We start from the raw sequence: 23,988 nt of genomic DNA, 5'->3' as shown, positions 1-23,988 counted from the left end.
CAATTGTCTGACGATTAATTTCGAGACTCGACGAAAAATCGGTTTTGTAGGACAAATAGCAATTGACGCTGGCGAAAAGCCGATATTAGCTAAGCTTCGAAGGAAGGCTTTGCCAATCGTCCGTCCATCCGGCGAGGGCGGGCAGATGGTTTGATGGTCAAGGATTCGGCTGCGTCGGTGTTCGGGCAGACGGATCGGCAAATGCTTATCAGCCCGGGGCGGGACGCGAACATCATGAGATGCTCGTCATGGTTCTTATGCATCCGGGCTGATCAGTGTGGCGGGCACGCGGTGTCCGTCTGTTTCAAGGGAGGACTGATATGAGGAAAACACTTTTGCTTGCCGCCGTCGCCGCCATGGCGTTGGGGGCCGGGCCGGCTTTGGCCAAGAAACAGCTCGTCATCGTCGTGAAAGGTCTCGACAATCCGTTCTTCGAGGCCATCCATCAGGGCTGCGAGAAATGGAACAAGGAGAACGCCAGCTCGGAATATGAATGCTTCTACACCGGCCCGGCATCGACCTCGGACGAAGCCGGCGAGGCGCAGATCGTGCAGGATATGCTGAGCAAGCCCGACACGGTAGCGATGGCGATCTCGCCGTCGAACGCGCCGCTGATCGCGCAGACGATCAAGAGCGCCAATCCGTCGATCCCGATTATGACGGTCGACGCCGACCTTACCAAGGAAGATGCCGCCCTTCGCAAGACCTATCTCGGCACCGACAACTACCTGATGGGCAAGAAGATCGGCGAGTACATCAAGAAGGCCAAGCCGAATGGCGGCACGATCTGCACGATCGAGGGCAATCCGGCGGCCGACAACATCCTGCGCCGCGCGCAAGGCATGCGCGATGCGCTGTCGGGCAAGGAAGGCCTCGCGGCGCTGAAGGGCGAAGGCGGCTGGACCGAAGTCGCCGGCTGCCCGGTGTTCACCAATGACGACGGCGCCAAGGGCGTGCAGGCGATGACCGACATCCTCGCCGCCAATCCGAAGCTCGACGCCTTCGGCATCATGGGTGGCTGGCCGCTGTTCGGCGCGCCGCAGCCCTATCGCGACCTGTTCAAGCCGATGGCCGACAAGATCGCCAAGAACGAGTTCGTCATCGGCGCCGCCGACACGATCGGCGACGAGGTGGCGATCGCCAAGGAAGGCTTGGTGACCGCGCTGGTCGGCCAGCGGCCTTTCGAGATGGGCTACAAGGCGCCGGCAGTGATGCTCGACCTCATCGGCGGCAAGAAGGTCGACGATCCGGTCTTCACCGGCCTCGACGAATGCACCAAGGAAACGGCCGACACCTGCATCCAGAAGTAGGCGTCGGCTACATCCAGAGAGCCAAATGTCAAAAGGGGCGCCCGCAAGGCGCCCCTGATCTTTTCCGGCACCCGATTTTTTGGTCGGCAGGGCGGCTCTCAGATCTTCTGCTTCACGCCGTCCTTTGAAGGCATCAGATCGACGCCATTGAGCTTGCCGATATGGGTGGCAAGCATCGGCACATACTGTTCCGCGGGACCGGTGGCAAAAGCCGTCGCGAAGGAATTCTTGGTAGCGTTGCCGAGCGGGTTGGCGATGCCGGCCGCGCCCGCCATCGATTCCAGATAGGTCAGGTCCTTGAAGGCATTGGCGATGGTGAATTTGTGCGCGTCGCGGTCGCCCTCCAGCGTCCAGCGCATGAAGGTCTGGTAGAAACCGCAATCCATACGGCCGTTTCGGATGACGCTGTCGAAGCGCGCCGGCGAGATGCCGACCTTCTCCGCCAAGGCGAGCGCTTCCGAATAGATCGCCGCGTAACCGAGCGAGACGAAGTTGTTGAGCAGCTTCATGCGGTGGCCGTCGCCGGTGTCGCCGATGTGGACGATGCGGCCGGCCCAGGTCTCGAGCACCGGCTTCAGCCTGGCAAACACCGCGTCCGGCGCGCCGACCATGGCGTCGAGCGTCCCTTCCCAGGCCTCCTTCGGCGTGCGGCTGAGCGGGGCATCGACATAGTCTACGCCGAGCGCCTTGAGCTCGGCTGCCAGGGCCGTGGTCGAGACCGGATCGGAGGTCGAGCAGTCAACGACCACCGAGCCCTGCTTCAGTCCTTCCTTCAGCCCGCCGGGACCGCGGATGATCGCCTCCACCTCACGCGAGCCGGTGACGCAGATGAAGACGATGTCGGAGGCAGTGGCTACCTCCCTGGACGTAGCCGCTTCCTTGGCGCCGCGTCCCAGAAGGTCTTCCGCAGGCTTGCGGTTCTTGCGGCCAAGGAAGGTGAGCGGATAGCCCTTGTCGACGATGTTCTTGGCGATACCATGCCCCATCAGGCCTAGGCCGATGAAACCGATGTTCTCGCGGGCAGCGATGGTGCTCATGTCGTCTCTTCCCTGTCTTTCGTGGTGATGGACGCCCGCGCGGCGGGCTATTGTCGAGAAGGTTTCCGCGGATCGCGGGTGGCGGGCGACCGCGGAATACCATATTGTCTGACAATACACATAATTTCCAAGCCTTGTGGAGAGCAAAATGACGAAGCGGATCATGTTCACCGGCGGCAGCGGCAAGGCCGGCCGGCATGTCGTTCAGTATCTGGTCGAAAATGGCTGCCAGGTGCTCAACATCGACACCAAGCCGCTCGACAATCCGAAGGTTCGCACCTTGATCACCGACATCACCGACAGCGGGCAGGTGTTCAATGCGCTGTCGAGCTATATGGGCCTGCACGAGTTCGACCCGTCGCTGAGGGCACAGCCGGTCGACGCCGTGGTGCATTTCGCCGCCATCCCGCGCATCATGATCACGCCCGACAACGAGGTATTCCGCATCAACGCGATGGGCACCTACAATGTCATCGAGGCGGCGGTGAAGCTCGGCATCCGCAAGGTTATTATCGCTTCCTCCGAGACGACCTATGGCCTGGTCTTCGCCAACGAGCCGCGCAATCCCACGCATTTCCCGCTCGACGAGGATTATGACGTTGACCCGATGGATTCATATGCGCTGTCGAAGATCGTCAACGAGAAGACGGCACGGGCCTTTGCGCTGCGCAGCGGCGCCGACATCTATGCGCTGCGCATCGGCAACGTCATCGAGCCGCATGAATATTCGCTGTTCCCGAAATGGTTCGCCGATCCGGGCTTCCGCAAGCGCATCGCCTGGAGCTATATCGACGCGCGCGATCTCGGCCAGATCACCTTGCGGGCCATCGAGAAGGACGGACTAGGCTATCAGGTGTTCAACGCGGCCAACGACGATACCTCGTCGGACCTGCCGACCGCAGAGCTGTTGAAGCGCTTTTATCCAGGCGTACCGGTCAAGGCCGAACTCGGCGAATATGAGACACTGCTTTCGAACCGCAAAGCGCGCGACGTGCTCGGCTTCCGGCCCGAGCACAGCTGGCGCAAATACGTCAAGGCGGCATGAGGCGGCGGCAAATGCCGGTTGAGCTGTGCACATCTTCGCAGGTTGTAGCAAAGCAGGCTTGCCGTGCTTGACAGGCTTTGAAAACGGGATTTTGTGAACCTATGCGGGACGCGAAGCCGAACAATGAAAAAAGGCCGATGAAGACGGCGGCAGCGGAGCGTCCAGCCGGCGTTCGCCGGGCTGACGCGCCCCGCATCCCCGGTGCCAGCGTGCATGCTTCGCTTGCGAGCGAAATCGGCCTTCGGATCGTGCGCGGCGACTATCCGCCGGGCACCATCCTGCCCAATGAAGCCAAATGGTCGGAAACCTTCGACGTCAGCCGCTCTGCGGTGCGCGAGGCGATCAAGATGCTGATGGCAAAGAGTCTTCTGGCCTCGCGGCCGAAGATCGGCAGCTGGGTCGAACCGAAGGAACGCTGGAACCTGCTCGACCGCGACGTGCTGTCCTGGTACGCGACGTCGCCGGACCGCGAGGTGTTCCTGAAGACGGTGCAGGAATTCCGCCACATCATCGAGCCGGAGGCGACGGCCTTCGCTGCGTTGCGGCGCACCGACGAGCAGATGGCCGAGATCAGCCAGGCCTGCCGCGAAATGGGCGAGGCTACCAATCTGCAGGAGCGCACGCGCGCCGACACGCGTTTCCATCTCGCGATCCTCCGGGCCTCGGGCAACGATCTCTTGGTGCCGCTAGGCGTCTTGATCGAATCCGCCTTCGACCATCTCTTCACCTACACCACGCGCGAGCGGGACGACCTGCATCATGCCCAGAAGTTGCATGAAGCGATCGAAAGGAACATTCGCCTGAAGAGGCCGGACGCGGCGCGCAACGCGGTCCGCAAACTGCTGGCCAATACCGACGAAGTGATCCAGTCGCGCTGAGCTCCATCGATATTCAGGTGGGGCCGGCCTGACTTCCTAGTCCTGCTTTTCGCGGCCAAACGCGACACGCAGTTCGTCCTTTGCTTTTTCCAGCACCCTCTTGCGCTGTTCGGGCAGGTTCTTGCCGGCGCGGTTGATGTAGAAATTCAACATCGACATAGCGGATTGGAACGGCTCGGCCTTGCGGCGGTCGCTGTGCTCGGCCGAGCGCTTCAGCGAGGCGGCGATCTTCTTGGCGTCATCGGATTCGAAGACGTGCTCCTCGAGATCGAGCGCGTCGCTGTGCTCTGTCACGTCGGCCGACCATTTCTTTTTGGCGGTCATGGCGAAACTCCTTGCTGGAGTGGTTCAGCGTTCACCGCCGAACCGCCCCATCTCTTTTGTTTCCACGCAATTCCGGACGGAAAACCGTCAATCACTTTTCCTGGAATTGCTCAGAGGCAAACTCGGTGAGGCGAGGCGGGTTCCCGGCTCTGGAGCCACGGATTTGCCCGCTGTGGCGCTGCTCGGCTCGGGAAATGGGCCGATAGTGCGCTTAAACGCGCGATCTCGAAGAAATCGCGGACAGGAGACGCCGTGACGACACTTCCTGCAAACGCGGCAAACAACGCCGACATAGACAGCTTCTATGCATGGACGCGACTCGGCATTTCCCTGCTGCTGGCGACGATCGGCGGCGTCGGCACCTGGGCGGTGGTCGTGGTCCTGCCCGCGGTGCAGGCCGAATTCGGCATCGATCGCGCAGCGGCCTCCACGCCCTATACGGCGACCATGGTGGGCTTTGCCGCAGGCAACGTGCTGATTGGGCGCGCCATCGATCGCTTTGGATACTGGATACCGGCGCTGGCCGCTTCGCTCGCGCTAGGCGCGGGATTTCTGCTGGCATCGCTCGCCAATTCGATCCTGGGCGTCACACTTGCGCAAGGCCTGCTGATCGGCGTCGGCTGTTCGGCGATCTTCGGGCCGCTGATCGCCGATGTCTCGCACTGGTTCAACCGCCGTCGCGGCGTTGCGGTGACGGTGGCGGCGTCCGGCAACTACATTGCCGGGGCGGTCTGGCCGACGATCATGCCCTATGTGATGCAAGGCCATGGCTGGCGCGTCACTTATGCGGTGATCGGGGTCATCTGCCTTGTCACCATGGTGCCGCTGGTCCTGTTGCTGCGCCGGCGCGCGCCGCATGAGGGGATTTCCGGCGCGCCTCGCGCGCGGCCGGTGCAGCCGATCTCGCTGTCGCCCTCGCAATTGCAGGTCCTGCTGGTGATTGCCGGCTTCGGCTGCTGCATGGCGATGTCGATGCCGCAGGTGCATATCGTCGCCTATTGCATGGATCTCGGCTACGGCGTCGCGCGCGGCGCCGACATGCTGTCGATCATGCTGGCGGCCGGCGTCGTCAGCCGGATCGGCTCGGGCTTTCTCGCCGACCGCATCGGCGCGGTGAAGACGCTGCTGATAGGCTCGGCGCTGCAGTGCCTGTCGCTGCTCTTCTACATCCCCTTCGACGGACTTGCCTCGCTCTATGTCGTCTCGCTGGTGTTTGGCCTGTCGCAAGGCGGCATCGTGCCCTGCTACGCCATCATCGTGCGCGGCTACATGCCGGCGAGGGAAGCCGGCCGGCGCGTCGGCATCGTCTTGATGGCGACGATCTTCGGCATGGCGGTGGGCGGCTGGATGTCGGGCTGGATCTATGATCTTACAGGGTCTTACGCGGCAGCGTTCCTGAATGGCATCGGCTGGAACCTCGTCAACCTCGCGGCCATCGCCCTGTTGATGTGGAAGGCCAACCGCAGCGTCACGGCGCTCGCCTGACGGACCTCGGGCGCCGACATCGGCTTGCTTGACAACGGTTGACGCATGCGCGACGCCAATCGGCAATGCTGATTTGGCGGGCTGACTTGGTGGCGCGATGACACGGATGCCGATCCTGATGTTGCAGCCGTGCGTCAAAGGCAGTGGGACAAGGCGTTGACCAGACCGCGCTCCCGTCGCGGCGGCGGCCGTCCGACCATTGCCGATGTCGCCCGCAAGGCCGGCGTCGGCGCCATTACTGTGTCGCGCGCGCTGCGCGAGCCCGGACGGGTGTCGGAGGACCTTCGCCGGCAGATACAGGCCGCGGTCGACGAACTCGGCTACGTGCCCGACCCGAACGCCCGCGCGCTTGCCTCGGCGCGAGCCGAGGTGTTCGGCGTGCTGGTGCCTTCGCTGACCAACAACGTCTTTGCCGAAGTGGTGCGCGGCATCTATGACAGCCTGTCCGACAGTCCGTTCCGCATCCAGATCGGCAACACCCATTATTCAGGCCTTGAGGAAGAGCGGCTGTTGCAGGTTTTCGGATCGCAACGCCCGGCGGCGCTGATCGTGGCCGGCATCGACCAGACCCCCGGCGCGCGACGACTGCTGGAGAAAGCCGGCTGCCCGGTGGTGCAGGTGATGGAGACCGGGCCGGACCCGGTCGACATGATGGTCGGCTTCTCGCATTTCGACGGCGGCAGGACGGCCGCCGAGCACCTCCTTGAAGCCGGATACCGCAAGATCGGCTTTATCGGCGCCAGGATGGATCCGCGCTCGCAGCGGCGCCTTGCCGGCTACCGCGCCGCCATGGAGGCCGCCGGTCTGTTCGATCCGCGGCTGATCACCACAACGCCCGTGCCGTCAAGCGTGAGCCTCGGGCGCGAGCTGTTCCGCGACGCGCTGGCCAAGATGCCGACGCTGGACGGCGTATTCTGCAACAATGACGATATCGCGCTCGGCGTTCTGTTCGAATGCCGTCGCGCCTCTATCGACGTGCCCAAGCAGATCGGCATTGCCGGGTTCAACGATCTCGACATGATGCAGGTGTCGTTTCCTTCGATCACCAGCGTGCGGACGCACCGCTATGAAATCGGCACCCGCGCCGTCGCCATGGCGCTGTCGGCAATCGCTGGAAACCGTCCGGAACAGCGGATCGTCGACCTCGGTTTCGAGCTCATGCGGCGTGAGAGCACCGCCCGCTGAGAATACCGAAAAACGCTGAAACGCGGCGCTTTACAGCCTCACATGGTAGCGCTACCATTTGTCTGTAAAATCGACATTAATTCGGAATCGAGCTTGTTTATTATACATAAGCAACAGGCGCTCGCTTGTTTATTATGGATAATATGATAACGTTCTAAATGTCGCGCATAGGTGAGGGGGAGAGGAGGATCAGGGCGGCGCAGACCGCTCGCCAGGCTGCTCGGCGGCGAAGTACGCCGAACGACAGCGCCAGACTCATAAACAAGCAGAACTGCAACTGGGAGGAATATCGATGATCAAGTCACTCGTTGGCGGCGTCATTGCCGCCACTGCATTCGTCATGCTGAGTTCATCGGCGATCGCCGGTCCTGAAGTGGTCAAAGGGCCCGGGGCCGAGCCGGACTGTTTTGCGCCTTGGGCGGCCGACACGCAGTTTTTCAAATATCCGAAGAAGGAAGGGCCCTACCGCATCGCGCTCGCCAACGGCTACATAGCGAACACCTGGCGCATTCAGATGATCCAGACGGCCAAGGCCTATGCGGCGCAGCCCGATGTCGCAAAGAAGCTCAAGGAATTCAAGGTCGTATCGACCGGCGAGGACGTGCCGGCGCAGATCTCGGCGATCAACAACTTCATCGATTCCGGCTTTGACGCGATCGTCGTGAACGCGCAAAATCCGACCGCCTTCGGACCGGTCATCAAACGCGCCAAGGAAGCGGGCGTCGTGCTTGTCGCCTTCGACAACATCCTCGACACCAAGGACGCCATCAACGTCAATGTCGACCAGAAAGGCCTCGGCGAGCTCTGGGGCAAATGGCTGGTCGCGCATGTGCCGAACGGCGGCAAGGTGCTCGAGGTGCGCGGCGTCGCCGGCACTTCCGTCGACACCGATCGCCACAAGGGTATTCACGAGGTGCTCGATGGCTCGGGCAAGAAATGGGATGTCACCGAAGTCGTCGGCAAGTGGGATGACGGCGTGGCGCAGAAAGCCACGGCCGACGCGATCGCCACCAGCGGACCGTTCGACGGCATCACAGGGCAAGGTGGCGACACCGGGATCGTGCAGGCGATGATCGACGCCAAGCATCCGTTCGTGCCGTTCGGCGGCGAGACGGAAAACGGCTTCCGCAAATTCTGTGCCGCGCATGCGGCCGACGGGCTGAAATGCTCGTCCGCAGGTACCGGCCCGGCCCAGGTTGCGGTCGCCATCAAGACGGCGATTGCCGCGCTCGAAGGCAATGTCGTGCCGCAATCGATCAAGCTGCCTTTGGCCATCGTCGAGGATCCGAACTTCAAGGCGGGGCAGGATTTCTTCCCCGACCAGTCCGACAATTTCTTCGTCGGCAATTCCTTCCCGACCTGCGGCATCAATTTCACCGCGCAGGAAATCATGGGCCAGACCAAGGAAAACAAATAGTCTGACACGCCGGCGTCGCGAAAGCCGCGACGCCGGCGCTTGATGCCAATCACGAACTGGCCTGGGGAGGCAGATGGACGGCGCGGCTCCGCTCTTCCGCATGGAAGGCATATCCAAGCGCTATGGCGGTGTGCGCGCCCTGGAAAAGGCCGATCTCACCGTCACGGCCGGCAGCATCCACGCCATTCTCGGTGAGAACGGCGCCGGCAAATCGACTTTGATCAAGGTCATGGCCGGTGTCGTCGCGCCGGATGAAGGTGCTATGAGCCTGGACGGCCGCGAGGTGACATTTGCATCGCCGGCCGCGGCCAATCAGGCCGGCATCGTCTGCATTTTCCAGGAACTGTCGCTGATCCCGGAACTGAGCGTCGCCGACAACATCGTCATTTCCGATCCACCGAAGCGCTTCGGCATGATTGACCGCAAGGCGCAGCGACGCATCGCGGAGGAAGCGCTGGCACGCGCCGGCGCCTCCGACATCCACCCCCGCGCCCTGGTCAAGGACCTGCCGCTGTCGCGCCGGCAGATGGTGGAGATCGCCAAGGCGCTGGCCCGCAAGCCGCGCATCCTGATCCTTGACGAAGCGACTTCGGCTCTGACGGCGGCGGATGTTGCCAAGGTCTTCGACGTGTTGAAGCGGCTGCGCTCGGAAGGACTGGCGCTGCTCTATATCTCGCACCGCATGAACGAGATCGCGGAACTCGCCGACCATTGCACGGTATTTCGCAACGGCCGCAATGTCGCGAGCTACCCAGCCGGCTCGAAGAGCGACAATGAAGTGGTCGAGTTGATGATCGGCCGCGAATACAGCCATATCTTCCCGCCGAAACCCGCTGCCGCCTCGGCCGCCACGCCGGTGCTCGAAGCGCGCAATCTCTCCTGGGCCGACCGGCTGGACAATATTTCGCTGAGCGTCAGGGCCGGCGAAGTCGTCGGCCTGGGCGGCCTCGATGGGCAAGGTCAGCGCGAATTGCTGCTGGCCTTTTTCGGCGTGCTGCGCGGCCTGCGCGGCGAGGTGCTGATCGACGGCAAGCCGGTTTCGATCGCCAGCCCGACCGCGGCCAGTCATGGCCGCATCGGCATGGCGCTGATCCCCGAGGATCGCAAGACCGAAGGACTGATGCTGCCGATGACGGTGCGCGAGAACCTGTCCTTCGCGGCGCTCGACAGGTTGTCGAAAGCGGGCATTATCGACCGCGCCGCCGAACAGCGCCTGATCGACGACATGGTCGGGCTGCTGGCGATCAAGACGGCAGGGCTCGACATTCCCGTCGGCGCGCTCTCGGGCGGAAACCAGCAGAAGGTGGTGATCGCCAAATGGCTGATGCGGCAACCGCGCATCATCCTGCTCAACGATCCGACTCGCGGCATCGATGTCGGCACCAAGCAGGAGCTCTATCAGCTGATGCGCAAGCTGGCGGATGCGGGCGCCGCGATCCTGTTTTATTCGACCGACTATGACGAATTGATCGGCTGCTGCGACCGCGTGCTGGTGCTCTATGACGGTGCGATCAAACGCGAGTTGGTCGGCGAGGGGATCACCGAGCACGCGTTGATCGCCACCGCGCTCAACATCCATGGCGATGATCGCCGCACCGAGCTAGGAGGAAAGGGGTGAAGGATTGGCGCTACTGGCTGGCCGAAGAGCGCGGAACGCTTTTGGCCTTCGGCATCTTCATCGTCATGTTCGCCATCTACAGTGCCAACCACCCGGCGGGCTTTACTGCCAATGTCGTGCAGACGGCCGCCAACAAGGGCGTGCTGCTCGCTTTCGTCGCCATGGCGCAGACATTGGTGGTGATCACCGCCGGCATCGACCTTTCCGTTGGCATGATCTTCACGCTGACCAACTGCATGGCTTCCTGGCTGGTGGTCGGCACCGGCCTGGAGACGGCGTTTGGCGTGTTGGCGGTGCTCGGCACCGGGCTCATCTGCGGGGCGGTCAACGGTGCCATCGTCATCTACGGCCGGCTGCAGCCGATCGTCGCCACCATCGCCACAGGCGCCGTCTTTTTCGGCCTGGCGCTGCTTTTGCGTCCGGTTCCCGGCGGCTCGGTCAACGAGAACCTCGCGGATTTCCTGACCGGACGTTTCTTCGGCGTGGCGCCAGCAAGCCTCGTGGCCCTGCTCGTCATCGTGCTGATCGTCTGGGTGCCGTTCAGCCGCTCCGAACTTGGGCGCGCCGCCTATGCTGCGGGCTCATCGGAGACCGCGGCCTACATGTCTGGCGTGCCGATCCGCAGAGGCAAGTTTCTGGCATACACGCTTGCCGGCCTGCTTGCAGCCATCGGCGGCCTGTTCCTCACCTTCTTCACCTATACGGGCGAGGCGGCCTATGCGAGCGGCAATGCCTACACGCTGTTCTCGATCGCGGCGGTCGTGCTCGGCGGCGTGTCGTTATTCGGCGGCAAGGGCAGCGCCATCGGCGCGATCTTCGGCGCGCTTGCCTTCCGCACCATCGGCGACCTCCTGTTCGTGTTTGACTTCGATCCGCTCTGGCAGCCGCTATTCCAGGGCGTTATCCTGTTGATCGCGGTCAGCCTCGGCGCTTTCGCGCTGTTTCGGGTGCGCAACCGGTTGGAGTGGTTCCTGTGAGCGAAACGACGCTTGGCGGCATCATGGGCGGCATCGCCGGCCGCATGCCGAAATTCATCCGGCGCGCCGACCCGGCGGTGCTGACAGCCTTCGCCTGCATCGTCATCCTGCTGCTGCTCGGCAGCCTCTATTCGCGCAGCTTCCTGTCGCCGGAATATCTGCTGCAGCAATTGAAGGTCGCGTCCTTCCTCGGCGTCATCGCCACCGGCATGATGCTGGTCATCCTGCTCGGCCAGATCGACCTCTCCGTGCCGTGGTCCGTGGCCGCCGGCGCCATGATGGCCTGCGCGGCCGCGGCCTACGGCCCGGTCGGCGTTGCTCTCGCCATCCCCTTCGGCGTGCTGTGCGGCGTGGCGATCGGCATCGTCAACGGCATCGGTGTCGCCTATCTGCGCATCCCCTCGATGATCATAACCTTGGCCACCAACGCGGTCGCGCAAGGGCTGATGGTGGTCTACACAGGCGGCTTCTCGCCGCAGGATTCGGCGACCGCTGCGATGCGATATCTGGCGACCGGCTTCACCATTCCGGGCGTTCCCAATGCGGTCATCATCTGGGCGCTGATCGGCGCCGCGATGGTCTTCGCTTTGACCCGCACCAGCTTCGGCCGCGCCGTCTACGGCATCGGCAATCGCGAGCGCGCCGCTTACCTTTCCGGCATCGACACGCGCCGCATCGTGATGATCGCCTTCGCCGTCTCCGGCGGGCTGTCGGCCTTTGGCGGCGTGCTTCTGGCCGGCTATGCGTCGAAGGCGGCGCAGTCGATGGGTGATGCCTATCTCCTGCCGTCCATCGCTGCCGTTGTGCTGGGCGGCACGTCGATCCTGGGCGGGCGCGGCTCCTATCTGGGCACGGTGGCGGGCGTGATCCTGATCACGCTATTGCAATCCATCCTCTCGGTCATGCAGATGCCGGAGGCGGGGCGGCAGATCATCTATGGCGTCGTCATCGTCGCCATGCTTCTGCTCTACGGGCGGGCGCCAGCAAGCCGCTGATCGTGGATGAGGCGAGCGCAAGACCGCAGATCCCGGAGCTCCGCATGAACGATCTTCAGACGGCCCCGGCCATCGTCGTGATGGGTGTTGCCGGTTGCGGCAAGACGGCCGTCGGCGAGGCTCTCGCCAAGGCGCTGAGCGCCGACTTCATCGAAGGCGACCGCTTGCATCCGCCGGAGAATGTGGCGCGCATGGCGCGCGGCGAGCCGCTGACGGATGCGCTGCGCGCGGGCTGGCTCGACGCCATAGGCGAGAACATTGCGGCCTCGGTCGCCGGCGGGCGAAAACCAGTGGCGGCGTGCTCGGCGCTGAAGCGAAGCTACCGTGACCGGCTGAGCCGCTTCTGCCCCGGTATGGTCTTCCTCTATCTCAAGATCGATCGCGAGACCGCCTGGCGGCGCGTCGCTAACCGCAAGGGGCATTTCATGCCCGCCAGCTTGGTCGACAGCCAGTTCGCCACACTGGAAGAGCCTGCCGCGGACGAACAGGCGGTAACGGTCGACGGAACGCGAAGTGTTGCCGCGATCGTGAAAGAAGTCGTCGACCGGGGTGGGTGATTTTAACAATACGCACCGGACAGAGGCTTCAGGCGCCCTCGTTGCCGATCGCGGCCTCGGTTGGCCGCTCCGTCAGCCGCACGGCGCTCGACCAGGCCATCATCTGCTCCGGACAGAGTTTGAGCGTCTCCAGCATCTGGTCGCGCTTCGACAGGATAAATCCCGCCTGAACGACGAGGTTCTTCCCTGTCGTGTCCTTGGCAGGCGATGCGGGCGCCTCTGGGCTCGCGCTCAGCTCTCTGACGATCGCCCGATATTCGCGAAAAGGCGCCGTCTCGATGGTCGCCATATGAAACAGCGCAGCGCCCGCGCGCGCGGCGAAGTTCGCCGGCGCCGAGGCGAGGTGGGTCCAGCCGCGCTCGCCCATGGCTGCCTCGGTGAAGGCGGAGCCGGCATAGATGGTGTTGGTCATCAGCACCACGCCGTTTGCTTTCAGCACTTTCTGGATGCGGGTGGTGACCTGATAGGCATCGGTGCGCTCAAACACAATCCGGCTTTTCAGGAAGCGATTCTCAACCTTGACCAATGGCGGATTGATCAAGCGCAGGCCGAACTTGCTCGGCGAGAAGCCGTGGTACTGCGCGCTCACCTGGTGGGTATCGACGCCAGCCTCATGCAGGGCGCGCTTGCCCATGATCGTCTGCGCCGTGAACTGGTCGCACCATATGATGGCGCCGCGCCCGTTGCGCAGGGCTTGTTGCAGCGCCTCGAGGCCTTCGAGCCGGATCGCCGGCGACCAGCGCCAGCCGGCGACGAGATGCGCCGCAAGCGTCAGCCGCCGGCGGTGAATGGCGGCGAGCAGCGCCTCGAACATGCTTTTCGTATCGACGGTATCGCCGAGCACGGCTCTCACCGCGATCTCGTAACGGGCAAAGTCTTTGCGGAAGTGGCGCTTGCGCCTGCACCCGGACACCCAGCCGCAGATCGGGCTCCACCAGGAGACCGGCAGCATCGCCGCGACGCCGAGATAGAAACAGGACAGCAGGCTCTCGCGCAGGTCCCGATTGGTGAAGCGGCGCAGTTTTCCGGGGCGGGTAACCTTGCGGCTGAAGAAGCGAACGGACTCGTTGCGCTCCGGCACCGGCACATCTGCGGTAATCTCGGTATGATAGATGTCATTCGACGATGGCTGCCGGCTGGCCCTGCGGGAATTGCCAAACCAAGGCAGCCTCATGCGTCAGAGCCCTGTTTCATCTCCAGCCGCTTTACTGCGTCCGCGGTAGACTGGCAACCGAGGGCGACAGGTCAGGGCCGCGGCTTGTCGTTTGGCGCAATTGCGGGCGGAAGCTTGCGGCGAAGTGGCCGATCCTGGCCGCTGCACGCTTGCCTCAAATCTGAGACGTGAGTTCCGCCGGGAAATCGTCGTTGTCGGCGTCGCGCATGGCGGCGAGGCTGCGGTTGTCCAGCACCTCGGCGATCGCCTGGCGCACTTCCAGCATCATGTGGCGGACCTGGCAGGTTGCCTCGTCGCAATCCTCGCAGCGCTGGTATTGCGTGCGACTGGCGCAGGGGATCGGCGCCAGCGGCCCGTCGAGCACGCGCACGACATGGCCGATCTTGATTTCGGAAGCGGGCCGGGCGAGGCGGTAACCGCCTTCCTTGCCCTTGCGGCTCTGGACGAAACCGGCATTGCGCAGCTCGCCCAGGATCGCATCCAGGAATTTCTTCGGGATGTTGTTGGCGACGGCAATGTCGTTGACGAATGCAAGCTGGCCAGCCGGCAGGCCGGAAAGATGCACGAGGGCCTTGAGGCCGTATTTGCCTTTTTTGGTCAGCATGCCCGATTCAATTCATCAAACCCCAATGCGCCTGCATCTGGCGGTTGTTTGTGTGCAAATCATGACAGTTGACCGCCTGGCCCAATAATTTGCCCGGCAGCTTAGGCACAAACGCGTTGATTCTTCGTAACGTTTTTCACGTTGGACGCCGGATTTCCCCCGCGAAATGCCGGCGGGCTCAAACGAGGAAAGCCGGCTAAGGCCGGCTTTCCTGCGCTTCCTGATTGTGGGCCGGCTCAGCGGCTGCCATAGACCTGATCGAGCTGTCCGCCGGCGGCGAAATGCTCCTTCTGTACTTTGTCCCAGCCGCCGAAGACTTCCTCAACGGTCAGCAGCCGGACGTCCGGGAAGTCGGCCTTGTGCTTGGCGGCCACCGTCGTATCGCGAACCCGCAAGCCGTTCCCGGCGGCGATCTCCTGGCCGTCCGGCGTGTAGAGGAAGTCGAGATAGGTTTTGGCGAGATCACGGCTGCCATGCTCGTCGGCAACCTTGTCGACGATCGCCACAGGGAATTCGGCGAGCAGGCTGACGGAAGGCGTGACCTGCTCGAATTTGTCGTCGCCATATTCCTTGCGGATGCCGCGTGTCTCCGACTCGAAGGTGATCAGCACGTCGCCGATCTCGCGCTGGACGAAGGTGGTGGTGGCGGCGCGGCCGCCGGTGTCGAAGATCGGCACGTTGTTGAACAGCTTGGTGATGAATTCCTTCACCTTGGCGTCGTCGCCCTTGAAGGCTTCCTTGGCGTAAGCGGTGGCGGCGAGATAGGTGTAACGCGCATTGCCGGATGTCTTCGGGTTGGGGAAGATCACCTGCACGTCGTCACGCACCAGATCGTTCCAGTCCTTGATGTGCTTGGGATTGCCGGCGCGCACCAGGAAGGACGGCAGCGAATAGAAGGGCGAGGCGTTGTCCGGAAAATCCTTCTGCCAATCGGCTGAGATCAGTCCCTTCTTGACCAGGAAATCAACGTCGGTGACCTGGTTGAAGGTGACGACATCGGCGCCAAGACCTTCAGCGATCGCGCGCGCCTGCGCGGAGGTGCCGGCATGCGACTGATCGACCGTGACGCCGGGGTGCTCGGCGATGAAGGCCTTGTTGATGTCGGCGAACAGCTCGCGGCCGACGTCATAGGATGCATTCAAAAGCTTGTCGGCCGCCCAGGCTTGGGAGGACGCGAGGACGAGACCGACAACAGCCGCGATGCCGAGCAATAGACGCTTCATGAAAACAGGCTCCGACGAAAATATGCTAACGGACGAACGATAGCCGAAGTCCCGGTTCGCGGCGAGACATGCGCGCGGCACGATGGCGCCGCAACGAGAAAAGATATCGCTGACACAATCGGTTATTAGTTTTTCCGGTGAGAGCCTTGCTTTAGCCAGGCCTAGAAGCAAAAAGATTGCATTTTGGCGCTTCAGCATATACATTTGGTATATACAAGGAATGCCACATGACCCGACATCGCCATGCAGCGACGCCGCCGAAGGAGGCAAAGCTGTTCCGCAACAACCGCAGCCAGGCCGTACGGATTCCCGTCGAATTCGAACTTCCCGGGGACAAGGTCTTGATCAGCAGCGAAGGCGATCGTCTCGTCATCGAGCCGGTTCGTAAATCAGGTCTCACGGCGCTGCTTGCGCAATGGGCGAAAGAGCCCCCGCTCGATTCCGAGGATGACTTCCCTGAGATCGACGATGGTCCGGTCAAACCCGAGAACATCTTTTGATGCGGTTCATGCTCGATACGAACATCATAAGCGACATGATCCGAAACCCGGCCGGCAAGGCCGCCGGCGTCATGGCGCGCGTGGGAGACGCTGCCGTGTGCACCAGCATCGTCGTCGCTTCGGAACTGCGGTACGGCTGCGCCAGGAAGGGATCGACCAAGCTGCTCAAGAAGGTCGAGGAACTGCTGGCAGAGATTCCGGTCCTGCCGCTCGACGTGCCGGTTGATGCCGAGTACGGCGCGCTGCGCGCCGAACTGGAAGGCAGGGGCGAGACCATCGGCCACAACGACCTTTTTATCGCCGCTCACGCCTGCGTATCGGGCACCACGCTGGTAACGGCCAACACAGCCGAGTTCACCCGGATCAGAAAGCTGAAGGTCGAGAACTGGCTGGAATAACGCTCGACGCGACGGTCAAGCCGCCGGAAAAAGCTTCCAGCGCCGCGGCCTGAAGGCCACGCGGCTCTTCTGCGCCGCGGGATGGTCGACCGGCAGCTCGATCTCGACGCGCTGGCGCTCGCCGCCGACCTCGAGCTCGACACGCCTGGTGCCGGCGACGCGGCGGCTGGCGGCAACCGTGCCGGCGATGCAGCCGCTGCAGCCGTCGAGCAGGTCGACATCGTGCGGGCGGAAGTAGAGAACCGCCTCGCCGGACGGCGCATGCGGCGCCGAGAGCCCGATCGGCCGGTCGGCGATCCAGACCTCGCCGTTCTCGACCTTGACCGGCAGTGAGCTCGACTCGCCGATGAAGGAGTAGACGAAGGGCGAGTTCGGCGTATCGTAGATATCGTCGGCGGTACCGACCTGCTCGATGCGGCCCTGGCTCATGACGACGACGCGGTCGGCGAGCTCCAGCGCTTCTTCCTGGTCATGTGTGACGAAGACGGTCGTATGGCCGGTGCGGTCATGGATCTCGCGTAGCCAGCGGCGAAGCTCACGGCGAACCTGCGCGTCGAGCGCGCCGAAGGGTTCGTCGAGCAAAAGCACCTTGGGCTCGATCGCCATGGCGCGCGCCAAAGCCACGCGCTGGCGCTGACCGCCGGAAAGCTGCGCCGGATAGCGCTTTTCCAGGCCAGACAACTGGACAAGGTCGAGCAGTTCGAGCGCCCGTCGGCGGATTTCCTGCCCCGAGGGCCTTGCGGCGCCGTGCCGGACCTTCAGGCCGAAGCCGATGTTGTCGGCAACCGTCATGTGGCGGAACAGCGCGTAATGCTGGAAGACGAAGCCGACATTGCGCTCCTGGATCGACTTCTGCGAGGCGTCCTCGTCACCGAAGAAGATCGCACCTTTGGTCGGCCGCTCCAGGCCGGCGATCAGGCGAAGCAGCGTCGTCTTGCCGGAACCCGACGGCCCGAGCAGCGCGATCAGCTCGCCGGACCTGATGTCGAGCGACACGTCGTGGAGCGCCGGAAACCGCTCGAACTCCTTGCGCACATTGACGACGCGAACTTCCATGCAAATCCCTCAGTCCGTTGATGCGGTCGTTGTTCCCAAAATTGCCAGGCACTCTTGGGCGACAGGTAGTGTTCAGTGTCCGCGCGTCGCGGCGATCTCGGCGCCGTAGCGCATCTCGAGAAGCGTTTTCAAGACCAGCGTCACCAGCGCCAGGCCGGCGAGCAGCGAAGCGACGGCAAAGGCGCCGACGGCGTTGTATTCGTTATAAAGGATCTCGACATGCAGCGGCATGGTGTTGGTGAGGCCGCGTATGTGGCCCGACACCACCGAGACCGCGCCGAACTCGCCCATGGCGCGCGCATTGCACAGAAGCACGCCGTAGAGCAGTCCCCATTTGACGTTGGGCAGGGTCACATACCAAAAGGCCTGCCAGCCGCTGGCGCCCAGCGAAAGCGCCGCCTCTTCGTCGCCATTGCCCTGTTCCTGCATCAGCGGAATGAGCTCGCGCGCGACGAAGGGGAAGGTGACGAAAATGGTAGCCAGTACGATGCCGGGCACGGCGAAGAGGATGACGATGCCATGCGCCTTCAACCAGGCGCCGAGCAGTCCCTGCGCGCCGAAGAGCAGCACGTAGACCAGGCCGGAGATGACCGGCGACACCGAGAAGGGCAGGTCGATGAGGGTGGTCAGGAACGCCTTGCCCTTGAATTCGAACTTGGCGATCGCCCAGGCGGCCGAGATGCCGAAGACGACGTTGAGCGGCACCGAGATCGCCGCCACAAGCAAGGTCAGGCGGATGGCGGAGCGCGTGTCGGGGCCGGAAAGGGCCTCCGTGTAGGCGCCGATGCCTTTGGCAAGCGCCTCGTGGAAGACGACGATCAGCGGCAGGAGCAGGAAGACGGCGAGGAAGGCAAGGGCGATTGCCATCAGCACGGCCTTGACGGGCCGGCTTTCGGTCACCGCGGCCGACTGGCTCTCGTGATGCAGCTCGTAGGATTTGATCTCGGGATCAGCCATAGCGCTTGCGGCTCCATGTCTGGACGAGATTGACGACCAGAAGCATCAGGAAGGACAGCGCCAGCATGATCGCGGCGATCGCGGTCGCCGCTTCGTAATTGTATTCCTCGAGCCTGATCACGATCAGAAGCGGCGCGATCTCGGACTTGAAGGGCAGGTTGCCAGCGATGAAGATGACCGAGCCGTATTCGCCGACGCCGCGCGCGAAGGCGAGCGAGAAGCCGGTGATGATCGCCGGGGCCAGGCCTGGGAAGAGCACGCGCGTGATGATCTGGAAACGGTTGGCGCCGAGCGTGGCGGCTGCTTCCTCGACCTCCTTGTCGATCTCTTCCATGATCGGCTGGACGGTGCGCACGACAAAGGGCAGGCCGATGAACACCAGCGCGACGACGATGCCGAGCGGCGTGTAGGCGACCTTGATGCCGAGCGGCATCAGGAGATGACCGATCCAGCCGTTCGGCGCATAGAGCGTGGTGAGCGCGATGCCGGCGACGGCCGTGGGCAGGGCGAAGGGCAGGTCGACCATCGCGTCGGCGATGCGGCGTCCGGGGAAACGGTAGCGGACCAACACCCAGGCGACGATGGTGCCGAACACGACGTTGACGACGGCCGCCAGGAAGGCGGTGCCGAAGCTTATCTTCAGCGCGTTGAGGGTGCGCCGGTCAGCGGCGATTGCCCAGAAATCGGCCCAGCCGAGCGCGGCCGAGCGCCAGACCAGCCCCGAAAGCGGGATGAGGATGATGAGCGTGAGGTAGGCAAGCGAGAAGCCGAGCGTCAGTCCGAAACCCGGAATGACACTCGGCTGCCTGAATCGCCAACCCGCCTTGACGGGTGCTGTGGTCATGCTGTTCTGGATCGTCCCTTCTATTCAAACCAGAATGGCTTTGCGCAGTCGCATTCGGCCGGCATACCCGAGGCTCACCGGCCGTCCGGCCTCACTGCGCCGGCTTGTAGATCTGGTCGAATATACCACCGTCGCCGAAATGGTAAGGCTGCGCTTTCTTCCAGCCGCCGAATTGCGGGTCGTCGATGGTGACCAGCTTGATTGCCGGGAGCTTGGCAAGGTCCTCGGCCGGCACCAGGTCGGGCTTGGCCGGGCGATAGTGGTTCTTGGCGATGATGGTCTGCGCTTCCTTGGAATAGAGCCAGCTCAGATAGGCCTCCGCGACCTTGCGCGAGCCTTTGGCATCGACATTGGCGTCGACGACGGCTACCGGTGGCTCGGCCAGGATCGAGGTCGGCGGGTAGACGATGTCGAAATTGTCGGCGCCGAATTCGTCGAGTGCGAGATAGGCTTCATTCTCCCACGCGATCAGCACATCGCCCAGGCCCTTCTGCGCGAAGGTCACCGTCGAGCCACGCGCGCCGGTATCGAGGACCGGGACGTTCGCATAAAGCTTGCCGACGAACTCCTTGGTCTTGGCTTCGTCGTTGCCGTCATTGGCATTTGCATAGGCCCAGGCGGCAAGATAGTTCCAGCGGGCGCCGCCGGACGTCTTCGGGTTCGGCGTGATCACCTGGACGCCGTCCTTCACCAGATCGCTCCAGTCGTGGATGCCCTTGGGATTGCCCTTGCGCACCAGGAAGATGATGGTCGAGGTGTAGGGTGCCGAGTTGTTCTCGAACTTCGTGCGCCAGTCCGGGTTGATCTTCTTCGTCTTCGAGACGATGGCGTTGATGTCGCCTTCGAGCGCCAGCGTGACGACGTCGGCATCGAGACCGTCGATCACCGCCCGGGCCTGCGCGCCGGAACCGCCATGCGACTGCTGGATGGTCACGGTTTCGCCGGTCTCAGCCTTCCAGTGCGCGGCAAAGGCCTCGTCATAGGCCTTGTAGAGTTCACGTGTCGGGTCATAGGACACATTCAGAATGGTCGTATCGGCAAACGCGAAACCGAGGGTGCCGAACTGGACAGATGTGGCGACCAGCGCGCCGAGCAGTTTCCTGAAATGAGGTTTGGTCATTCCGGCCTCCGTTGAACTGCTGCGAACTCTACCGAGTTTATAGAATTTAGATGCAATGAATGTTGCCTTTTTCGCCGCCTCGAAGCAATTTTTCGCCGAGCCTCTCCCAATCGAGGAAATATCTTCCTCAATTTCGGACGGCGACCATTTCCTTGCCAGCCGGGCTAACTAGGCGGAGCCGGCTGCCGGGCAAGGCCGGCGCTAATTCGCGGTCACCGGAAAATCAAAACGTTGTTTGGGGAACGGCTCTTTGGCCAGCGTGAAGTGCCACCATTCGCGCGCATAGTTGCGAAACCCGGCGGCACGCATGGCAGTGAGCAGCGTTTTGCGGTTTGCGGCGGCTTCGGCGCCGATCAAGGCGCTGGCGGTTTCGCTCTTTGGATCAAAGCAGTCGAAACCGGTGCCGAAATCGAGCGTTCCGCCGTTCGGCGCACCGCAGGCCGGATGAACTGCGCTTTTATTGCCGGCCTTGGCGATAGCAAGGTCCACCGTCGAGCCTCGAGAATGGCTGGAGAACTCGCCGATATAGCCTTTGGCGATGAGATGGCCACGTTCGACGGTCGGATACCATTGCGGGTCGGGCTGGCCGCCGTCTCGCGTCCATTTGCCCATATCGGCAACCGCGCGCGCCGGCCGGTAGCAGTCGAAGACCCACCAGCGTCAGGCCTCTGGCGGCGATTGCTTGCTGGACAGCGACAATGCCTTGGCGGCTTGTGCGGTCAGGATGCAGGCCGGCGCCTCATAGCCGTCGACCTTGCGGTGCAGGAAGTTTTCAAGGCCGGCGTACCGGATATCCTGGCGAATGGTCGGGTCGACATCGGCGAGCCTTACGAAGTCGGCGGGCAGGGGATCGGCGCGAGCTGGGAGAGGGCTCGCGATTGCTAGCGCAAGCGCTGCGAAGAATGCTCCCAACCAAGGTCGGCGCGAGGCCCCCCTCTCTGCCCTGCCGGCCATCTCCCCCTCAAGGGGGGAGATTGGCAGTTTCGGCGCTGGATCCGCCTTTCCAACGTTGAAGATTAGCGAAGGCAATGAAGCGGATAATCTCCCCCCTTGAGGGGGAGATGGCCGGCAGGTCAGAGGGGGGTGCCTCGCGCCCAACAGAAGACGGAGAAACGCAATCCGCTGAATCGCTTGCCGCATCCTATTCAACGAAAACCTTCACGCTCGCCGCGCGTCCGGCCGCGTCGATCACCGTCAGCGTCGAATAGCCGGTGCCGTCGGGTTGCCAGGTCGCGGTGCGGCGCCGGTCGATGCCGGCGAGCGGCTTGCCGTTGGCGAGCCAGCGGAACGGCGCCCGGCCGCCTTGCAGTTTCAACACCAGCGGCGTCGCCTCGGCCGAATTGGTGCCGAGATCGACGCGCGCGCCATTGGGCGGGAAGATGATGGTCGGCGCCGGCTCGGCGGCAGTGGCCTGCACCAGACCGTCGGCGCCGGCGCCGAAGCGTGCGAGCGTCACCGGCAATTCATCGCGTTTGGAGTTGAAGACGCCCGGCGGCCTGCCGGGCAGCGGCACGCTGGCAAGGCCGGAACGGACGAAACCTTCGAACAGGATGGGAGCGGCCGAGACATAGCCCGACAGGCCGGGGATCGGGCTTGCATCGGCGCGGCCGACCCACACACCCAGCACGTAGCGGCCGTCGAAGCCGACGGACCAGGCATCGCGATAACCGTAAGAGGTGCCGGTCTTGTAGGCGATGCCGCGCTGCATGGCGCCTTCCGGCGGCTTCATGCCGGACAGGATGTCGTTGATCTGCCAGGCCGCCTGATCGTCGAGGATCGTGGCGGTGGTGCGCTCGACATCGGCCGGCTCGGTGCCGTCATGCAGCGTATGCATCTTGCCGCCATTGGCGAGCCCCGTATAGAGCTGCACCAGATCGCGCAAGGTCACGCCGACGCCGCCAAGCCCGATCGCCAGGCCGGGCGCCTCGTTAACCGGCAGGACCGGGTTGACGCCTGCCTGGCGGAAGCGCGCCGTCAGCCGCGCCGGACCGACGGCGTCGAGCACGCGGATCGCCGGCACGTTGAGAGACAATTGCAGCGCCTGGCGGATCGAGACATCGCCCTGGTAGCCCGTGTCGAAATTCTTCGGACGGTAGCCGCCGAAATCGGCCGGGCTGTCCTCGATGATCGTTTCCTGCGCCACCATCCCCTGCTCAAAGGCCAGCCCATAGATGAAGGGCTTGAGCGTCGAGCCGGGTGAGCGCACCATCTTGGTCATGTCGATCCAGCCGGAGCGGCTGGCATCGAAGAAATCGGCGGAGCCGACTTCGCCGAGGATGTCGCCGGTGCGCGCATCGGCCATCACCATGGCGACGGAAAGTTTCGGGCCGAGCTTCCTGGCGGCATCCCTTGCCACTTGTTCCAGCCCCTGCTGCACGCTCTTGCGGATGGTTAGCTGCAGTGGCTGGCCGGGCACGGCCTTGGGCAGCATGGCATAGGAGGCATGCGCGGCCAGCGCCGGCAGCTTGCGGCGCAGGCCGGAAACATCGTCGAGCGCGGCGCGCGCGGCTTCGCGTTCGCCGAGCAGGCCGGCCGAGACCATGCGGGTCAGCACGCGGTCGCGCGCCGCATGGGCGATACCGAGATTGCGGTCGGGCCGGCGCTTTTCCGGCAATTGCGGCAACGCCACGAGAAGAGCGGCTTCCGACACGGTTAGCCGCTTCGGCTCCTTGCCGAAATAGGCGAGCGATGCGGCGCGCACGCCTTCGAGATTGCCGCCATAGGGCGCCAGCGTCAGATAGCGCTCGAGGACTTCCTGCTTGGTGAGCCGCCGTTCGATCTGGATGGCGCGCAGCATCTGCTTGATCTTGGAGCCGACGCTGCGGCTGTCGCGCGGCTCGATCAGCCGGGCAAGCTGCATCGACAAGGTCGAGCCACCGGACACGATATGGCCGCTGGTGACGAGCTGGCCGGCGGCTCGGCAAAGCGCCAGAAGGTCGACGCCGCGGTGATCCCAGAAGCGCTTGTCCTCATAGGCCACCAGCATGTCGACGAACTGCCTGTCGACCTGGTCGAGGTGGGTCCCGAGCCGCCAGTAGCCGTCGGGCGTCGCGAAGGCGCGCAGCAGCTGTCCGTCGCGGTCCTGCACCTCGGTGGACACCGTCAGCTTTGCCGGCAGCGGCGGCGGGAAGGCGCGGTCGAGCTCCCAAAGGACAGCGACTGAAAGAGCTGCTGAGCCGGCGAGGCAAAGGCCGGCGATTGCGATTCGTTTGAGGAATTTTCTGGAGAGCACGGCGCTGCCCCTCATCCGCCTGCCGGCACCTTCTCCCCGTATAGAGACGGGG

At 63.5% G+C, this 23,988-nt stretch carries 23 protein-coding genes and 1 pseudogene; 12 read left to right on the top strand and 12 right to left on the bottom strand.

All coding sequences use genetic code 11. From position 1 onward, the window contains the following. Positions 1 to 320 precede the first annotated feature (320 nt). Positions 321 to 1,310 (top strand): sugar-binding protein, encoded by a 990-nt coding sequence (locus O7A05_RS05480; protein WP_337091947.1) that lies wholly within the window; start codon positions 321 to 323, stop codon positions 1,308 to 1,310. A gap of 98 nt (positions 1,311 to 1,408) precedes the next feature. On the opposite strand, the gene O7A05_RS05475 is transcribed toward O7A05_RS05480, so the two are convergent. Then, on the bottom strand, positions 1,409 to 2,347 hold the full coding sequence (locus tag O7A05_RS05475; protein ID WP_337091946.1) for an NAD(P)-dependent oxidoreductase: 939 nt from the start codon (positions 2,345 to 2,347) through the stop codon (positions 1,409 to 1,411). A gap of 148 nt (positions 2,348 to 2,495) precedes the next feature. Here O7A05_RS05475 and O7A05_RS05470 point away from each other — a divergent pair, with 148 nt between their 5' ends. Further along, complete coding sequence (locus O7A05_RS05470; RefSeq protein WP_337091945.1) at positions 2,496 to 3,392, top strand: NAD-dependent epimerase/dehydratase family protein; 897 nt, start codon at positions 2,496 to 2,498, stop codon at positions 3,390 to 3,392. 101 nt (positions 3,393 to 3,493) lie between these two features. Continuing rightward, on the top strand, positions 3,494 to 4,270 hold the full coding sequence (locus tag O7A05_RS05465) for a FadR/GntR family transcriptional regulator (protein WP_337091944.1): 777 nt from the start codon (positions 3,494 to 3,496) through the stop codon (positions 4,268 to 4,270). Positions 4,271 to 4,306: 36 nt separating this feature from the next. Here the strand turns inward: O7A05_RS05465 and O7A05_RS05460 are convergent, their stop codons facing one another. Continuing rightward, positions 4,307 to 4,594: a DUF3175 domain-containing protein gene (locus O7A05_RS05460; RefSeq protein ID WP_337091943.1), complete on the bottom strand. Its 288-nt coding sequence runs from the start codon at positions 4,592 to 4,594 to the stop codon at positions 4,307 to 4,309. A gap of 252 nt (positions 4,595 to 4,846) precedes the next feature. On the opposite strand from O7A05_RS05460, the gene O7A05_RS05455 reads away from it, so the two are divergent. The 7 genes from O7A05_RS05455 (at position 4,847) to O7A05_RS05425 (ending at position 12,828) form a co-directional block, all read left to right on the top strand. Then, the gene (locus O7A05_RS05455; protein ID WP_337091942.1) at positions 4,847 to 6,079 is read left to right on the top strand and encodes an MFS transporter; all 1,233 of its coding nucleotides are present in this window, start codon (positions 4,847 to 4,849) and stop codon (positions 6,077 to 6,079) included. Between the two features lie 156 nt (positions 6,080 to 6,235). Then, entirely contained in the window at positions 6,236 to 7,264 is a 1,029-nt protein-coding gene (gene gntR, locus O7A05_RS05450; RefSeq protein ID WP_337091941.1) for an HTH-type transcriptional regulator GntR, read from the top strand. Positions 7,265 to 7,556: 292 nt separating this feature from the next. After that, complete coding sequence (locus O7A05_RS05445; protein ID WP_337091940.1) at positions 7,557 to 8,681, top strand: sugar ABC transporter substrate-binding protein; 1,125 nt, start codon at positions 7,557 to 7,559, stop codon at positions 8,679 to 8,681. Between the two features lie 73 nt (positions 8,682 to 8,754). After that, positions 8,755 to 10,299, top strand: a complete 1,545-nt coding sequence (locus tag O7A05_RS05440; RefSeq protein ID WP_337091939.1) for a sugar ABC transporter ATP-binding protein — start codon at positions 8,755 to 8,757, stop codon at positions 10,297 to 10,299. Next, the gene (locus tag O7A05_RS05435) at positions 10,296 to 11,276 is read left to right on the top strand and encodes an ABC transporter permease (RefSeq protein WP_337091938.1); all 981 of its coding nucleotides are present in this window, start codon (positions 10,296 to 10,298) and stop codon (positions 11,274 to 11,276) included. Before O7A05_RS05440 ends, O7A05_RS05435 begins: the two co-directional genes overlap by 4 nt. Before the next feature lie 23 nt (positions 11,277 to 11,299). Further along, positions 11,300 to 12,271: an ABC transporter permease gene (locus O7A05_RS05430; protein WP_415926958.1), complete on the top strand. Its 972-nt coding sequence runs from the start codon at positions 11,300 to 11,302 to the stop codon at positions 12,269 to 12,271. A gap of 44 nt (positions 12,272 to 12,315) precedes the next feature. After that, positions 12,316 to 12,828: a gluconokinase gene (locus O7A05_RS05425; protein ID WP_337091936.1), complete on the top strand. Its 513-nt coding sequence runs from the start codon at positions 12,316 to 12,318 to the stop codon at positions 12,826 to 12,828. A gap of 28 nt (positions 12,829 to 12,856) precedes the next feature. Here O7A05_RS05425 and O7A05_RS05420 read toward each other — a convergent pair whose 3' ends face one another. The 3 genes from O7A05_RS05420 to O7A05_RS05410 all read right to left on the bottom strand — a co-directional run bounded on the left by O7A05_RS05420 (position 12,857) and on the right by O7A05_RS05410 (position 15,829). Then, entirely contained in the window at positions 12,857 to 14,002 is a 1,146-nt protein-coding gene (locus O7A05_RS05420) for a hypothetical protein (protein ID WP_337091935.1), read from the bottom strand. Between the two features lie 154 nt (positions 14,003 to 14,156). Next, positions 14,157 to 14,606 (bottom strand): RrF2 family transcriptional regulator, encoded by a 450-nt coding sequence (locus O7A05_RS05415; protein ID WP_040984137.1) that lies wholly within the window; start codon positions 14,604 to 14,606, stop codon positions 14,157 to 14,159. Positions 14,607 to 14,842: 236 nt separating this feature from the next. Continuing rightward, the gene (locus O7A05_RS05410) at positions 14,843 to 15,829 is read right to left on the bottom strand and encodes a sulfate ABC transporter substrate-binding protein (protein WP_337091934.1); all 987 of its coding nucleotides are present in this window, start codon (positions 15,827 to 15,829) and stop codon (positions 14,843 to 14,845) included. A 227-nt stretch (positions 15,830 to 16,056) separates the two neighbouring features. Here O7A05_RS05410 and O7A05_RS05405 point away from each other — a divergent pair, with 227 nt between their 5' ends. Both O7A05_RS05405 and O7A05_RS05400 read left to right on the top strand, forming a co-directional pair. Further along, positions 16,057 to 16,329, top strand: coding sequence for an antitoxin (locus O7A05_RS05405; RefSeq protein WP_337091982.1), 273 nt, complete (start codon positions 16,057 to 16,059; stop codon positions 16,327 to 16,329). Continuing rightward, entirely contained in the window at positions 16,329 to 16,727 is a 399-nt protein-coding gene (locus tag O7A05_RS05400) for a type II toxin-antitoxin system VapC family toxin (protein WP_337091933.1), read from the top strand. The genes O7A05_RS05405 and O7A05_RS05400 overlap by 1 nt, the downstream gene beginning before the upstream one ends. Positions 16,728 to 16,742: 15 nt before the next feature. Here O7A05_RS05400 and O7A05_RS05395 read toward each other — a convergent pair whose 3' ends face one another. The 7 genes and pseudogenes from O7A05_RS05395 to pbpC all read right to left on the bottom strand — a co-directional run bounded on the left by O7A05_RS05395 (position 16,743) and on the right by pbpC (position 23,951). Further along, positions 16,743 to 17,783 carry a sulfate/molybdate ABC transporter ATP-binding protein gene (locus O7A05_RS05395; RefSeq protein ID WP_337091932.1) on the bottom strand — a complete coding sequence of 347 codons (1,041 nt, stop codon included), beginning with the start codon at positions 17,781 to 17,783 and terminating at the stop codon, positions 16,743 to 16,745. 72 nt (positions 17,784 to 17,855) lie between these two features. Then, positions 17,856 to 18,740: a sulfate ABC transporter permease subunit CysW gene (gene cysW, locus O7A05_RS05390; protein WP_337091931.1), complete on the bottom strand. Its 885-nt coding sequence runs from the start codon at positions 18,738 to 18,740 to the stop codon at positions 17,856 to 17,858. Then, positions 18,733 to 19,584 (bottom strand): sulfate ABC transporter permease subunit CysT, encoded by an 852-nt coding sequence (gene cysT / locus O7A05_RS05385; RefSeq protein ID WP_337091930.1) that lies wholly within the window; start codon positions 19,582 to 19,584, stop codon positions 18,733 to 18,735. The genes cysW and cysT overlap by 8 nt, the downstream gene beginning before the upstream one ends. Before the next feature lie 91 nt (positions 19,585 to 19,675). Beyond that, complete coding sequence (locus O7A05_RS05380; RefSeq protein WP_337091929.1) at positions 19,676 to 20,704, bottom strand: sulfate ABC transporter substrate-binding protein; 1,029 nt, start codon at positions 20,702 to 20,704, stop codon at positions 19,676 to 19,678. A gap of 201 nt (positions 20,705 to 20,905) precedes the next feature. Then, positions 20,906 to 21,343 (bottom strand): annotated as a pseudogene (locus O7A05_RS05375) (M15 family metallopeptidase); the annotation flags it as partial. A gap of 21 nt (positions 21,344 to 21,364) precedes the next feature. Continuing rightward, positions 21,365 to 21,658 carry a M15 family metallopeptidase domain-containing protein gene (locus O7A05_RS05370; protein WP_337091928.1) on the bottom strand — a complete coding sequence of 98 codons (294 nt, stop codon included), beginning with the start codon at positions 21,656 to 21,658 and terminating at the stop codon, positions 21,365 to 21,367. A gap of 187 nt (positions 21,659 to 21,845) precedes the next feature. Next, on the bottom strand, positions 21,846 to 23,951 hold the full coding sequence (gene pbpC / locus O7A05_RS05365) for a penicillin-binding protein 1C (protein ID WP_337091927.1): 2,106 nt from the start codon (positions 23,949 to 23,951) through the stop codon (positions 21,846 to 21,848). Between the last annotated feature and the right edge of the window lie 37 nt (positions 23,952 to 23,988).

The sequence above is a fragment of the Mesorhizobium argentiipisi (SeqCode) genome (assembly GCF_037179585.1).
Lineage (GTDB): Bacteria > Pseudomonadota > Alphaproteobacteria > Rhizobiales > Rhizobiaceae > Mesorhizobium > Mesorhizobium argentiipisi.
Note: the sequence above shows the minus strand (reverse complement) of the source record. Positions and strands in the feature narration are given on the sequence as shown.

What these genes read in the sequence shown, in the direction of transcription:
- O7A05_RS05480 (WP_337091947.1), top strand. Translation starts at nt 321, where the DNA reads ATGAGGAAAACACTTTTGCTTGCCGCCGTCGCCGCCATGGCGTTGGGG.
- O7A05_RS05425 (WP_337091936.1), top strand. Translation starts at nt 12,316, where the DNA reads ATGAACGATCTTCAGACGGCCCCGGCCATCGTCGTGATGGGTGTTGCC.
- O7A05_RS05395 (WP_337091932.1), bottom strand. Translation starts at nt 17,783, where the DNA reads ATGGAAGTTCGCGTCGTCAATGTGCGCAAGGAGTTCGAGCGGTTTCCG.
- O7A05_RS05470 (WP_337091945.1), top strand. Translation starts at nt 2,496, where the DNA reads ATGACGAAGCGGATCATGTTCACCGGCGGCAGCGGCAAGGCCGGCCGG.
- O7A05_RS05415 (WP_040984137.1), bottom strand. Translation starts at nt 14,606, where the DNA reads ATGCTGACCAAAAAAGGCAAATACGGCCTCAAGGCCCTCGTGCATCTT.
- O7A05_RS05420 (WP_337091935.1), bottom strand. Translation starts at nt 14,002, where the DNA reads ATGAGGCTGCCTTGGTTTGGCAATTCCCGCAGGGCCAGCCGGCAGCCA.
- O7A05_RS05440 (WP_337091939.1), top strand. Translation starts at nt 8,755, where the DNA reads ATGGACGGCGCGGCTCCGCTCTTCCGCATGGAAGGCATATCCAAGCGC.
- cysT (WP_337091930.1), bottom strand. Translation starts at nt 19,584, where the DNA reads ATGACCACAGCACCCGTCAAGGCGGGTTGGCGATTCAGGCAGCCGAGT.
- cysW (WP_337091931.1), bottom strand. Translation starts at nt 18,740, where the DNA reads ATGGCTGATCCCGAGATCAAATCCTACGAGCTGCATCACGAGAGCCAG.
- O7A05_RS05430 (WP_415926958.1), top strand. Translation starts at nt 11,300, where the DNA reads ATGGGCGGCATCGCCGGCCGCATGCCGAAATTCATCCGGCGCGCCGAC.
- O7A05_RS05465 (WP_337091944.1), top strand. Translation starts at nt 3,494, where the DNA reads ATGCGGGACGCGAAGCCGAACAATGAAAAAAGGCCGATGAAGACGGCG.
- O7A05_RS05445 (WP_337091940.1), top strand. Translation starts at nt 7,557, where the DNA reads ATGATCAAGTCACTCGTTGGCGGCGTCATTGCCGCCACTGCATTCGTC.
- O7A05_RS05475 (WP_337091946.1), bottom strand. Translation starts at nt 2,347, where the DNA reads ATGAGCACCATCGCTGCCCGCGAGAACATCGGTTTCATCGGCCTAGGC.
- O7A05_RS05410 (WP_337091934.1), bottom strand. Translation starts at nt 15,829, where the DNA reads ATGAAGCGTCTATTGCTCGGCATCGCGGCTGTTGTCGGTCTCGTCCTC.
- O7A05_RS05400 (WP_337091933.1), top strand. Translation starts at nt 16,329, where the DNA reads ATGCGGTTCATGCTCGATACGAACATCATAAGCGACATGATCCGAAAC.
- O7A05_RS05380 (WP_337091929.1), bottom strand. Translation starts at nt 20,704, where the DNA reads ATGACCAAACCTCATTTCAGGAAACTGCTCGGCGCGCTGGTCGCCACA.
- O7A05_RS05405 (WP_337091982.1), top strand. Translation starts at nt 16,057, where the DNA reads ATGACCCGACATCGCCATGCAGCGACGCCGCCGAAGGAGGCAAAGCTG.
- O7A05_RS05370 (WP_337091928.1), bottom strand. Translation starts at nt 21,658, where the DNA reads ATGGCCGGCAGGGCAGAGAGGGGGGCCTCGCGCCGACCTTGGTTGGGA.
- O7A05_RS05460 (WP_337091943.1), bottom strand. Translation starts at nt 4,594, where the DNA reads ATGACCGCCAAAAAGAAATGGTCGGCCGACGTGACAGAGCACAGCGAC.
- pbpC (WP_337091927.1), bottom strand. Translation starts at nt 23,951, where the DNA reads ATGAGGGGCAGCGCCGTGCTCTCCAGAAAATTCCTCAAACGAATCGCA.